Origin of the sequence: Paraburkholderia sp. CNPSo 3274 (genome assembly GCF_024206475.1) — a bacterium.
Taxonomy (GTDB): domain Bacteria; phylum Pseudomonadota; class Gammaproteobacteria; order Burkholderiales; family Burkholderiaceae; genus Paraburkholderia.
The window spans coordinates 17,198-31,085 of sequence record NZ_JAMBPR010000086.1; the positions used below are offsets into that span (position 1 = coordinate 17,198).

The following is a 13,888-nucleotide window of genomic DNA, read 5'->3' on the forward strand; positions in this document are numbered from 1 at the left end:
GTTCAATCCTTCTGTTCATGCTTGGTGTACCGATTCCAATCATCATCCTGATCGCGCTGTTCGCCCACTAGCTGTACGGCTACGAAGCGCCCTCCCTTCGCCCGGAAGGATGCCAGGGGCGCCTCGTATCCCGACGTCCGGTCCGGTCGCGGAGCCGCGTTGCCCCAGACAGCATATCTTCGCAGCACGTACGGGAGGGTGCGATGGTCCCGAACCGGTCGAAATGGCCCGCAACAAGAGTGGCCCCTGCAGAAGCGCCCAATCTCAGACAGCTGACCTCCCTCATCACCGCCGTGGTGGTCATTTGCGCACTCGATCTTGGTCGCGAGGTGCTGATGCCCGTCACCCTCGCTGTGCTGCTCAGTTTTCTCGTCGCGCCGATGGTGGAACTGCTGGAGCGGCTCCGTCTGGGACAGGTCCCGTCGGTTGTCATCGCCGTCGTGCTGGCACTCGCGGTCATGGGCGGTTTAGGCACGCTCATCGGCGCGCAGGTTGCGCAGCTTGGGGCCGGGTTGCCGCAATATCAGGCCGCCCTCGAGCAAAAAGCCCAGCGCGTCCAGCAGGCGACGGTCGGGCGGGTTGACGGTCTTCTGGGAAGTGGGTCGAACCTCATGAAACGGCTGGCTCCCCCGCCCGATGCCGCCACTGGTGCCAGTGGTGCCAGTGGTGCTGGCCGCGCCAGTGCCGCGAGTGCCATCGTGTCGGGCCCGGCGAAACAGCAGGACCGGGCGCCGATGCCGGTGGCCGTCCAGGAGCCACCCGCGTCGTCGTTCGCCCTTGCGAGGCGGTTTCTTGCGCCGGTCGTCAGCCCGCTCGAGACCGCCGGCATCGTGCTTGTGGTGGCGATCTTCATCCTCCTGCAGCGCGAAGACCTGCGCGACCGGCTCATCCGCCTCTTCGGCTCGCGCGATCTGCATCGTGCGACGACCGCTATGGACGAAGCCGCTCACCGCTTAAGCCGCTATTTCCTGACGCAATTCGGTGTGAACGTCGGAGTGGGAATCGTCATCTCCACCGGCCTCGCCATCATCGGTGTCCCGGGTGCGATCCTGTTCGGTGTGCTCACGGCACTCTTCCGGTTCGTACCTTACGTGGGCACATGGATCGGCGCAGTGCTCGCCCTTGTGCTGGCGGCCACAGGCCCTGACTGGACCATGCTGCTTTGGACGATTGGCCTCTTCGGTGCAACTGATCTCATCACAGCCCAGGTGATCGAGCCGCTGCTGTATGGTCACAGCACGGGTCTTTCGCCCGTCGCCGTGATTGTGGCGGCCATCTTCTGGAGCTGGATCTGGGGGCCTGTCGGGTTGATCCTTTCAACACCGCTCACGCTGTGCCTGGTCATCCTTGGACGTCATGTCGACAAACTGGAGTTTCTTGAAGTCCTGCTGGGTGATCGGCCGCCCCTCTCGCCGTCGGCCAATTTCTACCAGCGCATTCTGGCAGATGATCCTGAAGAGGCGTTGCGGCAGGCCGAAACACTGCTGAAGGACATGACCCTGGTCGAGTACTACGACACCGTCATGCTCGAAGGTTTGCAACTCGCGCACAACGACATGATGCGGGGCGTTATCCTGCCCGACCAACTCGCCAGGATCCGGGAAGCGCTGCTCGATATCATCGATGGATTTGAGGATATCGATGAACCGGTCAGGGACATATCTGAAGCCGCCGGTGGTGACAGGCCGTCTCCGGGTTTGACGTCGGCTCCGGAAGGAGCGGGGCTCGCCGCTGCCATAGCCGATTCCGACGCGACGGCTTACGGCGGCCCCGTGCTCTGCATCGCAGGTCGGGGAGGACTTGATGAACTGGTTGCGGCAGCCACCGTTCAGGTTCTCTCCAGGGAGGGAATTCAGGCGCAGGCCGCCAGTTATGCACAGTTTTCCCGCAAGAAATTTTCCGGGGAAAACCTGTCGGCAGTGACGACGATCTGCGTCACCTCACTCGATGCGGGACAGTCGAACGTCTATCTCCGTATTCTGCTGCGACGACTTCAGAAGCACGCGCCAGCCGCGACGCTGATTCTTGGCTTCCTGTCAGAGACGTCGCAGGATACCGAGGAGCATCGCGGCACGGCGGCGATTGCCGCGTCGTCCTTCAGTCAGGTCATCGCCCTGATCCGGCGGGAACGGGCAGCGGAAATGGCCGAGACAACAGGGAGGTCGGACGGCGTCGACATGCCTCCGTCTCCGTTCTCGCCAGAGAGCCTGTCTCCGGATGCGATCTGAACGGCGACCTGTTCGTCACACAGGCGGGAAGGGCGCAATTGCGCCGGGGCGACCCCCGGCTACGCGGACACACGTGGCCGGTTGCCGGCCACCGCGCGCCTGGGGCTAGCTCGGGGATCGCATTGTGCGAATCGCACTAGGTCGGCTGCCCCGTACCGAGGTCCGCGCCTGTAACGGGATCGGACGACGTGTCCGAGGCCGTGCGTGAAGCCAGGGCCTGCAGGGTCTTGACGTCATTCTTCGAAACATTCACCGTCGCCAGGCCATCGCCGCCGTCAACCGCCGGCCCGGGTGACTCGACGTAGTCCCATCCCGGTCCCTCGTTCCACGGCCCGCGAGGCGCGTCGTCGCCCTGTGACATGTTGTAATACACGCTCGTGAATTCGGGTACGCCGGGCAGCTTGCCTTGCGGGAAATTCGGCTGGATCGAATGCAGCGCCTTTTCGAACGATTTCTGATGGGCGATCTCCCGCGTCATCAGAAAGCCCAGTGTTTCCTTGATGCCGGGATCGTCAGTGACGTTGATCAGTCGCTCGTAGACGATTTTCGCGCGTGCCTCGGCGGCGATGTTCGAGCGCAGGTCAGCGGTCGGGTCGCCAATCGTGTCGACATAGGAGGCGCACCATGGCACCCCCGCCGAATTAGTCAGCGCCGGGCCTCCACCGTACAGGAGCGCCGTGGTGTGCGAATCGTTTCCGCCGCCTGTCATCGAGCGGTAGAGCTCAGCCTCCGCTTCCACTGCCTCCGCCAGTTGCCCCTTCGCGCTCTTGTTAAGCATGGCGACAATCGAGCCGACAATTTCCAGATGACTCAGCTCCTCGGTCGCAATATCGAAGAGCAGATCCTTCCGTCCGGGATCATCCTCGCCGACGGCCTGGGTGAAGTACCGGCACGCGGCACCGAGTTCTCCCTGAGGGCCACCGAACTGCTCGAGCAGCAGGTTGGCGAGCCCCGGATTGGGCGCCGCGACGCGAACGGTGTACTGCAGACGTTTGTTGTGGATAAACATTGCGTTTCTCCGGTGACCGGCGCGCGCTATCCGGCCGCCCGATGAAATTATTCGGGCATCAGAATGCTGCCGCCGGTGGATCAACCAGACAGCGCCGCGACCGGATGGTCGCGTCGCACCCGCAATCGGGCGCCTGGCTCTCAGAGCGAATGCTCTGGCAGTTGCACCGCAGGATCGCCGCGCAAGGCATCACGTGCCGATGAGCTTTCAGCACGCGCTGTACCCAACAACGACGGGGGACTTCCGGGGGCGGAGAATTGGTGAGTGGTTGCGGAGCTGTTGCACCATCGCGCGTTGGGATGGGCTGGAGAGCAAAGCGCAGTTCGCCGGTACGGCGTCCGGATTGGAAACCGGTCTGAACCGGAGGAATGCAAAACCGGTCACATCACCTTGAATGTCGCATCGAAACCGTTGCCTCCCGCTTTTAGCGTCTCGAACCATGCCTTGAGTTGGTTGCCATTACAACCACCCCGTAGGGCGACACAACCTTTGCGCCAGCACCGCGCTCGAATAAGGGATCGTCGGGCGCCTATCCCAACACCACATAAATCGAAAATCCGAACGCGCTCGGGTGCGAGTGATCGACGGGGCGAAAAGCGTTCACGGAGTTGGCTTCGACGCGATTCGGCTGCGCATTGATCCATCTGTCGCGGATCAGCGACGACACGAATTCATGTGGAGTGGATTCGCAATCGAATTGCTCAATACGCGGGGCCGCTTCCGCGTGCGTGAAAGACTTGGGAGCGTGACGGCGATGGCGACGCAGAGTGGGGGCACCTAGATGCCGCTTCGCCCCCGAGTCTGGCGACCCGCGTGAAAACACGAATGCTTCGGCGCTGTGGATGAAGATCCCCGTGTCCCGCATAGCGCGTGCCCAAAGCGCCGAAGGCGCCTGTTTGGGAAGAGATTACCCCGACACTCGTGACAATCGTCACTTTTTTCTCTTGGCTCCCGGGCACCGGTTCGGGAATCGGGTCCGTCCTTTGCTCTCATGCCAGTCATCACGCGCGCACGCCGTCAGGCGGTCCGCCGCGGGCGCTGGCCGCGTGCGCAAAGACAAGGGTGCCATTTGAGCAACTCCCACAATCCGCGTGGGCGCGCGTTTCGCTTCGTTTCGGCGCACCCGGTCCGGTTTCTGATTCTGGCTTGCAAGGCGTTTCGCAGCAACCAGGGCTTTCTGCTCGCGGGTGCGATCGCGTACTACGCGTTGCTGTCGATTGTGCCGCTCCTGATACTTGTCGCTATTGCGTTCAGCCACGTCGTCGGCGAGCAGTTGCTGCTCGATACTCTCGCGCATCTGCTCAGGTGGCTGATTCCCGGACAATCCGACGCGATCGTGGACGAGCTGGCAAATTTTCTAGCGCATCGCGCTGTGATTGGCTGGTTTCTTGTCGTCACGATGATTTTTTTCAGTTCGCTCGCATTTACGGTGCTTGAGAATGCGCTGTCAATCATCTTCGTGCATCGGGTCGCGATCCGGCGCAGACACTTTCTGCTTTCGGCGATCCTGCCTTATCTGTTCAGCCTGTCTCTCGGTATCGGCGTGCTGGTGGTGACGCTTGTGTCCAGTGGCCTGCACGCAGTGGCGAGCGAGAACGTCGTACTATTTGGCCATTCGTTGTCGTTGACGGTACCGACTCGTGTTGTACTGTATTTATGCGGTTTTGCAGGCGAAATTCTCGTGCTGACCGCGATTTACCTGGTTGTACCGGGCGGCCGGACGACCTTACGTCACGCGCTAGTCGGCGCTATCGCTGCCGGGGTGCTATGGGAGATAACGCGGCGCGCACTGGTCTGGTATTTTGCGACGCTATCCCAGGTAAGCGTCGTCTATGGCTCACTGACAACTGCGATCGTTGTGCTTTTCAGCCTCGAAGCGCTGGCTACGCTGATGCTGTTCGGCGCGCAGTTGATCGCGGAGTACGAGTGCCTGGATACGCCCAACGGCGACCCCGAGCCGCGGCCGCTCGTGACCGGATGAACAAAGGGAGGCGCCGCGATCCGAGGCAGTCCAAACTGATTTTCATGCAACTCGTCGCGTACCCGCAACGAAATCCGGGAAGCCACGGCGCTGTAGGCGCTGTCGAAAATCGGGCTCCTTTTCTGTTTTGAGGCGTGCGCAAGCGCCAGCATGTTTTCATTGCGACATGCCGCAGGGCATCGGGCAACGGGCGTCGAGCATCAAGCCCTTGCGTCCAGACGCCCTGGACTTCGAGTGCGTGTTCCCCGCGAACCGTTCTCGCTCGAGCGGTTGCGCGCGCTCATCGAGGCGCTTGCCCCTTCTTTTTCAGGGCCGCCGAGGCACGCGGATGCAAGGCACGCGGGTTGCTGGTACCTCGCAGCGCGGACACTCTTCCGTCTCTCCCCGGATCGTTTGCGTAATGGGAGACAGCGCAAAATTGAGGAGATTTACCATGCTTTACTATGCGGTCGTTTTCCTGGTGATAGCGATAGTCGCCGCCTTTTTTGGTTTCGCGGGCATCGCCGCGGGCGCGGCGAGCATTGCGAAGATCCTTTTCGTGATCTTCCTTGTGCTGTTCATCGTCAGTTTGCTATACGGCTACAGGCGGCGATGAACGGCCGTTGGCGATCGCAGGCCCCCCACGAATCATGCAGCGGGCGTGATGGCCAATGGGGGCGATCATGGTCTCCGTTCCTCCGTGCGGATTCGCTGTGACGAAAGTCCTCGCGCGAGGCACGGTCCATGCCAAAGCGCAGGTCGCGTGCCAGCAGCGAGACTTTGACGGGTACTGGAGTTGCGCTCGCGCTCGCATGCGGCTCTTTCGCGGGCCGAGTCAGGTGCATGCGCAACCCAGGTGCACCCTATAACGGCCCGAGGATCCCCATGATCGGCATCGTGATACCTGCCCACAACGAAGAATGCCTGTTAGCACCGTGTCTGCGAGCGGCCCTGACTGCGGCACGACATCCAGCGCTTCTGGGCGAGCACGTGCACGTGCTTGTGGTGCTCGACGCCTGCACCGACGGCTCAGCAACGGTCGCACGGGGCGCCGGTGTGGAAACGCTGGCCATCGATGCCTGCAATGTGGGCGCCGCACGTGCGGCTGGCGCGAGCCGGATGCTGGAACAGGGAGCGCGCTGGCTCGCGTTCTCGGACGCGGATAGCCGGGTGGCGCCGGACTGGCTTTACGCGCAACAGGTCCTTAAGGCCGATGCGGTATGCGGGCCGGTGGCGGTGGACGACTGGAGCCGCCACCCAGCACGCACGCTCGACGCCTGGCGAGCGTGCTACCACGACGCCGACGGCCATCGCCATGTGCATGGCGCGAACCTCGGCGTGTGCGCGTGCGCATACCGGCGCGCGGGCGGCTTTTCGACGCTCGCTTGCGGCGAAGACGTCGCCCTCGTCGAAATGCTGCGCGCAACGGGCGCGGTCGTCGCATGGAGCGCCGCGCCGCGCGTCGTCACGAGCGCGCGTCTCGACGCGCGCGTGCGCGGTGGTTTTGGCGATACGCTCGCCGCATGGGCGCGGGACGAGAGTCAGGACGAGGCGCAGGACGGCGAAGCGCCCGCTGTCGCTGCGCCCGACTGAGCTTGGAGCAGCTTCTCAAGCGTGATGGGCAACTCGCGCACGCGCTTGCCCGTTGCGTTGTACTCCGCATTGGCGACAGCCGCCACACCCGCCACGCAGATCTCGCGCACGCCCTTCGCGCTGAGCGGGTACGCCGCCTCGCTGTGCTCATGCACGAACAGCACGCCGATGTCGAGGCCCACCTGCGCCGAGCGGAACGAGGCTTGCGTGGTACGTGTGAGCGCCGTCTGCCGCGACACCCGGAGGATGCGGACGTGCCGGCGCGGACGTGGCGTTTCGCCGCCACGACACTAGTAGGAAGTGCTGATTGCTACGGGGATCGCCACGATGGACAAAGATCGACTCCAACCCGAAACGGCGCGTACCACGTGCCCGCTTTTCGTCGTCTCGCCCCATCTCGACGATGCGGTGTTCGGTTGCGCTGCGCTGCTTGCTGCGTGTCCGGGGGCGCGCGTTTGCACGGTGTTCGCGGGCTCACCAGCCGATCCGCAGAGTACGGAGTGGGATCGCTCCGCAGGCTTCGGCGATTCGACGCAAGCAATGCGCGAGCGCGGGCGCGAAGACGACCGCGCACTTGAGCGCTGCGGTGCGCGCGCGCTTCGGTTGCCGTTTCTGGATGGCCAATATGGCCCGCTGCCCGATGTCACCGCGCTTGCCGATGAAATGGTGAAGCAGTACGAGCGCGTCCGTACGGGCGACGCATCGTTCGTTGTTCCGCTGGGTGTGCGCCACCCGGACCATGTGCGCGTGGGCGAGGCCTGGGCCCTCCTGCTGCGCACGGGCCGGGTGGTGTCCTGCATCGCCTACGAGGAGGCAATTCATCGCACGGCGCGCGGCGCGGTCGCAAAGCGCCTGACCGAACTCGAAGCGGGAGGCCTGCAAGCTGCGCCACTCGACGAAGCCTGGCGCACCAGCCGCCTCAGCGCACGCGCGCTCGCGATCAGGCGCTACGCCATCCTCGAATACGCAAGCCAGCTGCGCGCATTCGGCACACGCTTTCCCGCCGATCTAGCGAAACCCGAGCGCTACTGGTGCGTGACGCGGGCATAGAGCGGTGCGCGGATCAAAGCGGATGCTCGCCGTGCTCGCGCAGTTCGGGCTCGAAGAACACCCAACGCGCAGCCGGGAAAGCGTCCTGTAACGCATTCTCGATACGGTCGATGACGCGCACGAGTTCTTCGGCGTCGCAGCGCTCGGCGAGTTCCGCCTGGACGGCGACGAGCAGGCTGTCAGACCAGCGCAGCACCACGAGGCTCACGATATGGCCAACCTAGGGCCGCGCGTCCAGCCAGGTTCGCACCGCCTTGCGCACGCCTGGGCGCGCCGCCTCGCCCACGATCAATGATTTGATCTCCCGCAGCGAGAGCACCGCGGTCGCCATCATCACGAGGCCGACGCCGATGCTGCCGAGCGCGTCGAATCCCGCCCGTCCCGTGAAGGCGGCGAGCCCGGTGCCGGCGATCGAGACGAGCACGCCCGCGAGCGCGGCGGCGTCCTCGCCGATCGAGAGCATGGTTTCCAGTTCACCGGTCTCGCGGAACCAGCGCCAAAGGCCACCCGCACGACGCTTCCTGTCAATCGAGCGGATCGACGCGCGCAAGGCCGCGCCCTCAAGCAGTGCGGAGATGAACAGCACGCCCACCGCGACGCCAGGATGGTCGAGGCCACTGTGATGCCAGAGATGCCACGCGCCAATCACGATCGAAGCGAGCCCACCGACGATAAAGAACTGCAGCGCGACCAGCATGGCGTAGAAGTGCGTTTCGCGGCCAAAGCCGAACGGGTGCTCCTCGTCGGGGCCGCTGTGCGCCGCGCGCCTCCCGACGATCAGCAGCACCTGGTTCAGGCAATCCGCGCTGGAATGCACCGCCTCGGCAAGCGTCGCGCCTGAATTCGTGTACGCGGCCGCTGCGAACTTGCATAGCGCGATCACGACGTTCGAGGCGAGGGCATAGTAGACGGCGCGGGGGATCGTGGCCTGCATCTTCGGCGCTCAGCCCGCACGCTCGCGGCGGGCCACACTGAGCGGATTCGCGCTCCACACGTCGAGCAAAAAATCGGCGTCTTGCGCATGCACGACGCAACGCAGCGAAGCCCGCCTTGCATGGATCGCGAAGATAGCATGCACCTGCGCGCTATCGATCATCCACGCCTCCCCGCCATGCCTCCAGTGGCAGCAAAGGAGCGTGCCGTCCTCCTCCAGCGCCGTCGTGGCGAGCGTCGCCAACGCCATGCAGCCTGTTTCGCCGAGGTAATAGGCGATCTCGCTAACCACGATCAGGTCGAAGCGTCCTGTGGGCCAGTCGTCGGGCATGGCGCGTCGCTCCACATGCGCGTGGGCGAACGGCGCGAGACGCGAGCGAGCGATCTCCACCGCGCGCGGGGCGAAGTCGGCGCATAGAATCCGGTCGCAGCGCGGTGCGAGCGCGGCGGAAAGCTCGCCGCCCGCGCAGCCTGGTTCGAAGGCGCGGCGGTAACGCGCGCGCGGCAGCGATGCGAGCGTGAGTGCGCGTTTGCGCGCCTCGTACCAGCTCGTGCGGGAACGCCACGGGTCGGCATCGTGCGCGAAGTGGCCGTTGAAATAGTCAGCGAGTGAAAGCGGGGCGGGTCCCATGGCGTCGGCGCGGGCTCAGAGCGACCAGTCCAGGTCCGCCGCGGCATGCTTCGCGAGCGCGGCAAGATCGTGCTCGGCGTGGCTCTGGCGCACGAACACAGGAAGGTCCGCCGCCATGCGGGCAAACCAGCGGTCGCGGCACAGCGGGCCTGCCCCGAGGCCGCGGGCGCAAGCGTGCAGCGTGGTGTCCACGGCGCTTTCCACGGCGGCGCGCACGCGCAGCGCGAGCGCCATGGCGTTTGCCTGTGGCGTGGCGTCGAGCGTGTGCGCCGCTTCGCGCAGCAAGGCGCGCGCGGCGCTCAACGCAGCGTCGGCCGCGCCCAGGTGCGCATTCAGGTGCGCGTCGTCGCGCCTGCGGGCCGCGTCGCGCAGGCGCACGGCCAGCGCCGCTGCCGCGCCATACCAGCACGCGGCGATGCCCGCGCCGCCGTGCCAGAAGCCAGGCCGACGCAGGTAAGCGCCGCTTGGGCCAATGAGCGTGGCGCGCGCATCGAGCACGTCGATCTCGACGCTTTGCGTCGCCGCCATGCCAACCGCTTCCCAGCCCCGCGCCGTGACCGTCACGCCAGGCTGGTCGATGGGCAGTGCGGCGAGCCAGTCGCGATCGTCGCGATCGACGCACGTCACGAGCGCATGCGTGACGAATGCTGCGCCCGAGCACCACGGCTTGACGCCCGAGAGGCGTACCTGCCTGCCGCGCTCCGAGGTGTAACGCAACTCGGAGCGCGGCGAACGGGCGGCCCATACGCCCCAAATCTCGGGATCCGCGCGGCCTGGCGCCACCGCGCGCGGCATGGCGAGTTCGGCGTGAATGGCGAGCGCGTCGGCGTGGGCCTCATAAATCTTGACAAGTGAGAGATCCTGGCCAGCGAGCCACGCGAGAAATTGCCAGCGCGTGAGCGTGCGGCCTGCGCCAGGCTGTGGCAGTGAGGGGCACGCGGCAATGAGCTGCCGAGCGGCGCCGGCGAGCGACTGCGCCTCGAGTGGCAGCGCACAGCCTTGCAGCAGCGCCGAAAAGTCGGACGCGCCGCGCTCGCTGCCGTCTGGCGTGCAGAGGGAGAGCGACGGGACGCGCTCCATCACAGCCCCAGCATTGCGCGTGCGTCGTCGGTGGACAAACGCTCGCGCATCCGTTCGCTGAGTAACGCCATCTCGCGCTCGTAGCCGCAAGCCAGCGCCGCCTGCAGGCGGCCCAGCCGAGAATAGAGGATGCCGAAGCGCTCGTCGCCGGGACGCCCCGATATCACAAGATCGTCCCAGCTTTCGGCGTGGCCCAGGTAGTCAACGCGTTTGCCATAGTGCTGGGTCCAGAAGAAAGGCACGCCTTCGTAGCGCGGATTCTCACCGAGCATGTTCAGAGCGGCGATACGCGCCTGCTGCTGCGCCACCCGCCAATGTTCAATGCGGGTCTTCTGCGACGAGCCCGCCGCGCTATCGAGCGGAAAGCGCGCGACGTCGCCGACGGCGTAGACATCGGGTGTCACGCGCATTGTCGCGTCCACCGACACGCCGCCGTCATCGTCAAGCTCGATACCGCTCAGAAACTGCGTGGCGGGACGCACGCCGATGCCGGCGATCACCGCTTTCGCGCGTATCGTCCGTCCATCGTCAAGCGCGACGCTTTCGACATTTGCCGTTCCCTCGAAGCGCACGGCCTTTGCACGCCGGAACACCACGCCGTTGGCCTCGTGCCACTCGCGCATCAGGGCGCCGACGCGCGCGCCGAGCGCCCGCTGCAGAGGCGCGCCGCTCGGCGCGACGATGGTCACTTCCACGTCGCGCTTACGCAAGGCCGAGGCCGTTTCGAGACCGATGAAGCTGTCGCCCAGAATGACGGCGGGGTCGCCTGGGGACAGCGTCTCCAGGATCGCGCCGGCATCACCGATCGTGCGCAACGTGAAAACGCGCCCCAGTTCGGCGCCGGGAATGTCAGGCCGCAGGGGAGCCGAGCCGGTCGCGATCAGCACGGCGTCGAACGCGCTTTGCCGGCCGTCGGCGAGCGTCATGTGTTTCGTTGGCACATCGAAGCGTGTCACTTCGACCTGTTCAATCCGCAGACGCGGGTCCCGGGCGACGGCTTGCGGCAGGATCGGTGGGACATCGCCGGGCGGCATCTCGCCGGCCGGTACGAATTTGCTCAGGCAGGTGCGGTCGTAGGGCGCTCGCGGCTCGGCGGCGAACAGTGTCAACTCGCCGCTGAAACCGCCCTTGAGGAGCGTGGCGGCGGCTGCCGCGCCAGACGCGCCGCCGCCGATGATCGCGATGCGGCGCTGCGCCCCGGGCCGGGTGTGTAGTGCTTTGGCCGCGGCAGCGCGGTCCGGTTCGAGATCGACGAACACGGCCTCAGACTCGATACGCACGGGGTACGTTGTCAGTCCTTCGAGCGCAGGCGGTTCCAGCCATTGGCCGCTATCGACGGCGAAAGCCGCCTTGTGCCAAGGACAAACGATACGGCCCGCGCACAGCGCGCCTTGTTCGAGTGGCGCGCCCGCATGCGGACAATCGGCAGCGAACGCGCGGACATCCACGCGTGGCCCGGCTCCGGCGTTCACAAGTAGCACCGCGACGCCTTCGAGTTCTACGCGACGCATGCTTTGCGCTGGCAACGCTTCGATCTGCAATGCCTTGATCCACCCCGCCATCGCGTGCTCCCGGTCAGTCGTTGTGCCCCGGAGCGCAATCGGCGTGCCGGGTTGCCCGGCCGGATACTTTTTACACCTTGAAGTGTCGCCGTGAACGAGGTCGAAAGCTTGCGCACCCGTTCAGCGCATATACACGCGCCAGGCACAAACGATGCTGGGTTGCGGGCTTACCTGCTCGACGGAGGGAGACACCACCATAGCGAACAAGGACCCGAAAACTTATACTGCGAGCGCACGAAACCTGACCACTCCAACCGACCTTCGGAGGAGGCTCGCAAGGCGCTCTCCCGCCGGTACGACGTTGCGTTCGGTCGGACAGATCGCGTCGCTCAAGCGCCTTTCCGACAACGATGCTGCGTTTGTTGCGCCGGACGCGATGCTCGACGAATTGCGTCACGACAATGAGGCGCTTGTGAAATTCATGCGCGAGCTCCATCAGCTTTGCGACGAAAGGAAGACGTGGCGACGGCGAGCCTTATCGAAAACCGGATCGGTCAGACGGAGGAGTGTGTCTGGTTCCTCTTCGAAACGACGCGTCACTCCCGCTAATATCCCACTCCGCTCTCGAACGCCCCTGCGCGACGCCTGCCAATAGCCATGCGCTGTCGCATGCGGCGCTCCAGCGCCGGACCTCGATCAGTCCATCATCGCCGACGACTCTGCTTCGTCGAGCGGATGATGAGCGGTTTCACAGTCGTTCCCAGCCCTTTGCCGGCGTCACGCCCGCGAGCGTTGACGGACACAGCATATTGCTGCTCCTCGCGCGGCACGCACAATGCGGAAGCACAAACGAGGCGTACGTATTCTGACGCGGCGACCGTTGTCCGAAAGGACCGAAAGCTGAGAAACGGGCACGCCGCCGCCGCGGCGCGCATTCGCGTCGAAGCTTGCCAGATAGGTATGGAGAGCGCTGTGGCAAATGTCCTGCTGGTTGACGACGAACCGGAAAATGCGTTGCCCCTCGCGTTGGCGCTTGAGAATAGCGGCCACCGTGTGCACATCACTGTGCGCGCCAGCGCTGCCATGGATCTAATGCGTCGTCAAAACATCCAATGCCTCATCACCGACTATCAGATGCCAGACGTCGACGGCGTGCAGTTGTGCCGGATGGTGCGTGCCTGTCCGTGTCTCGCCCTAACGCCGGTGCTGATGCTCTCGGCTGCGCCGGAGCCCGCCGAACACCAATGGTGCTGGTCCCAGTTCTTTCGAAAACCGGTATGCCTTGAAGAGATCATCGAGGCAGTTGACGCACATGTCGCAGCACGGCTCACCGTGGGGCCACGCTTAGGGACAAGTAAGGTTTCCATACGCGCTGCACTGCAATGTGAGGCTCCTGCGTCCTCACGATGGTGTCCCGTGAGATCGGCGTGCTGGCCCTGAAAACGCACGGGCATCCACGTGAGGTGACCGGAACCCAACGCCGCTCCCGATTGCCTCGTGTGAGATCGAGAAGAAAATGGCGTATTAATCAGGATGACTGATACTTTAAGGAGCTGGAAGTGTCGCCTATTTCTCATGTCTGCCGTGAAGTGCCCACGAGACGAGATCAGTGCATGGCGACTTGCGGCGTGGCACGCGCCATGCGCTAGGAGTCATCGCAACTCTTAACCGAAAGGAGCACAAGCATGACTATCCTTGATCCCCAATCAGGAGGCGCTGGCGCGCAAATCGTCGGCGGGGGCACTGGCGAAGGTCCGGGTCCCGAAATCATGGCCGCGGCCACGCTCGACGGCAACAAGGTGATTTCCGCAGATGGCGAACATGTCGGCAAGATTTCCGACATCATGCTCGACGTGCGTAGCGGTCGCGTCGCGTACGCGGTTCTGGCGGAGGGTGGATTTC

At 64.6% G+C, this 13,888-nt stretch carries 14 protein-coding genes and 1 pseudogene; 7 read left to right on the forward strand and 8 right to left on the reverse strand.

What is annotated here, in order from left to right; all coding sequences use genetic code 11:
• The first annotated feature begins 239 nt into the window (after nt 1-239).
• Nucleotides 240-2,228 carry an AI-2E family transporter gene (locus M3I54_RS37325; RefSeq protein WP_254344794.1) on the forward strand — a complete coding sequence of 663 codons (1,989 nt, stop codon included), beginning with the start codon at nt 240-242 and terminating at the stop codon, nt 2,226-2,228.
• 136 nt (nt 2,229-2,364) lie between these two features.
• Here the strand turns inward: M3I54_RS37325 and M3I54_RS37330 are convergent, their stop codons facing one another.
• Nucleotides 2,365-3,237, reverse strand: a complete 873-nt coding sequence (locus M3I54_RS37330) for a manganese catalase family protein (RefSeq protein ID WP_254344795.1) — start codon at nt 3,235-3,237, stop codon at nt 2,365-2,367.
• Nucleotides 3,238-4,306: 1,069 nt separating this feature from the next.
• Here M3I54_RS37330 and M3I54_RS37335 point away from each other — a divergent pair.
• The 3 genes from M3I54_RS37335 to M3I54_RS37345 all read left to right on the forward strand — a co-directional run bounded on the left by M3I54_RS37335 (nt 4,307) and on the right by M3I54_RS37345 (nt 6,790).
• Nucleotides 4,307-5,218, forward strand: a complete 912-nt coding sequence (locus tag M3I54_RS37335; protein ID WP_254344796.1) for a YihY/virulence factor BrkB family protein — start codon at nt 4,307-4,309, stop codon at nt 5,216-5,218.
• A gap of 433 nt (nt 5,219-5,651) precedes the next feature.
• Nucleotides 5,652-5,813, forward strand: coding sequence for a DUF1328 family protein (locus M3I54_RS37340; protein ID WP_254344797.1), 162 nt, complete (start codon nt 5,652-5,654; stop codon nt 5,811-5,813).
• A gap of 269 nt (nt 5,814-6,082) precedes the next feature.
• Nucleotides 6,083-6,790 carry a glycosyltransferase family 2 protein gene (locus tag M3I54_RS37345; protein WP_254344798.1) on the forward strand — a complete coding sequence of 236 codons (708 nt, stop codon included), beginning with the start codon at nt 6,083-6,085 and terminating at the stop codon, nt 6,788-6,790.
• On the opposite strand, the gene M3I54_RS37350 is transcribed toward M3I54_RS37345, so the two are convergent.
• Nucleotides 6,739-7,029, reverse strand: a complete 291-nt coding sequence (locus tag M3I54_RS37350) for a hypothetical protein (RefSeq protein WP_254344800.1) — start codon at nt 7,027-7,029, stop codon at nt 6,739-6,741. The genes M3I54_RS37345 and M3I54_RS37350 overlap by 52 nt on opposite strands.
• Nucleotides 7,030-7,117: 88 nt before the next feature.
• On the opposite strand from M3I54_RS37350, the gene M3I54_RS37355 reads away from it, so the two are divergent.
• On the forward strand, nt 7,118-7,840 hold the full coding sequence (locus M3I54_RS37355) for a PIG-L family deacetylase (protein ID WP_254344802.1): 723 nt from the start codon (nt 7,118-7,120) through the stop codon (nt 7,838-7,840).
• A gap of 13 nt (nt 7,841-7,853) precedes the next feature.
• Here M3I54_RS37355 and M3I54_RS37360 read toward each other — a convergent pair whose 3' ends face one another.
• The 6 genes and pseudogenes from M3I54_RS37360 to M3I54_RS45495 form a co-directional block, all read right to left on the reverse strand.
• Nucleotides 7,854-8,048: a hypothetical protein gene (locus M3I54_RS37360; protein ID WP_254344804.1), complete on the reverse strand. Its 195-nt coding sequence runs from the start codon at nt 8,046-8,048 to the stop codon at nt 7,854-7,856.
• 12 nt (nt 8,049-8,060) lie between these two features.
• Nucleotides 8,061-8,774 (reverse strand): cation diffusion facilitator family transporter, encoded by a 714-nt coding sequence (locus M3I54_RS37365; RefSeq protein WP_254344806.1) that lies wholly within the window; start codon nt 8,772-8,774, stop codon nt 8,061-8,063.
• 9 nt (nt 8,775-8,783) lie between these two features.
• Nucleotides 8,784-9,404, reverse strand: coding sequence for an SAM-dependent methyltransferase (locus tag M3I54_RS37370; protein WP_254344809.1), 621 nt, complete (start codon nt 9,402-9,404; stop codon nt 8,784-8,786).
• Between the two features lie 15 nt (nt 9,405-9,419).
• Nucleotides 9,420-10,484, reverse strand: a complete 1,065-nt coding sequence (locus M3I54_RS37375; RefSeq protein ID WP_254344810.1) for an acyl-CoA dehydrogenase family protein — start codon at nt 10,482-10,484, stop codon at nt 9,420-9,422.
• The gene (locus M3I54_RS37380; protein ID WP_254344812.1) at nt 10,484-11,743 is read right to left on the reverse strand and encodes an NAD(P)/FAD-dependent oxidoreductase; all 1,260 of its coding nucleotides are present in this window, start codon (nt 11,741-11,743) and stop codon (nt 10,484-10,486) included. The genes M3I54_RS37375 and M3I54_RS37380 overlap by 1 nt, the downstream gene beginning before the upstream one ends.
• Nucleotides 11,744-11,776: 33 nt before the next feature.
• Nucleotides 11,777-12,046: pseudogene (locus tag M3I54_RS45495) on the reverse strand (Rieske 2Fe-2S domain-containing protein); the annotation flags it as partial.
• A gap of 900 nt (nt 12,047-12,946) precedes the next feature.
• On the opposite strand from M3I54_RS45495, the gene M3I54_RS45500 reads away from it, so the two are divergent.
• Both M3I54_RS45500 and M3I54_RS37390 read left to right on the forward strand, forming a co-directional pair.
• Complete coding sequence (locus M3I54_RS45500) at nt 12,947-13,426, forward strand: response regulator (protein WP_375542280.1); 480 nt, start codon at nt 12,947-12,949, stop codon at nt 13,424-13,426.
• Between the two features lie 245 nt (nt 13,427-13,671).
• A partial coding sequence (locus tag M3I54_RS37390; protein WP_254340399.1) for a PRC-barrel domain-containing protein occupies nt 13,672-13,888 on the forward strand: 217 nt, incomplete at its 3' end.

Bases quoted from the DNA above. Each gene is read 5' to 3' on its own strand.
- M3I54_RS37345 (WP_254344798.1), top strand. From the start codon at position 6,083: ATGATCGGCATCGTGATACCTGCCCACAACGAAGAATGCCTGTTAGCA.
- M3I54_RS37370 (WP_254344809.1), bottom strand. From the start codon at position 9,404: ATGGGACCCGCCCCGCTTTCACTCGCTGACTATTTCAACGGCCACTTC.
- M3I54_RS37355 (WP_254344802.1), top strand. From the start codon at position 7,118: ATGGACAAAGATCGACTCCAACCCGAAACGGCGCGTACCACGTGCCCG.
- M3I54_RS37340 (WP_254344797.1), top strand. From the start codon at position 5,652: ATGCTTTACTATGCGGTCGTTTTCCTGGTGATAGCGATAGTCGCCGCC.
- M3I54_RS37365 (WP_254344806.1), bottom strand. From the start codon at position 8,774: ATGCAGGCCACGATCCCCCGCGCCGTCTACTATGCCCTCGCCTCGAAC.
- M3I54_RS45500 (WP_375542280.1), top strand. From the start codon at position 12,947: ATGGAGAGCGCTGTGGCAAATGTCCTGCTGGTTGACGACGAACCGGAA.
- M3I54_RS37330 (WP_254344795.1), bottom strand. From the start codon at position 3,237: ATGTTTATCCACAACAAACGTCTGCAGTACACCGTTCGCGTCGCGGCG.
- M3I54_RS37375 (WP_254344810.1), bottom strand. From the start codon at position 10,484: ATGGAGCGCGTCCCGTCGCTCTCCCTCTGCACGCCAGACGGCAGCGAG.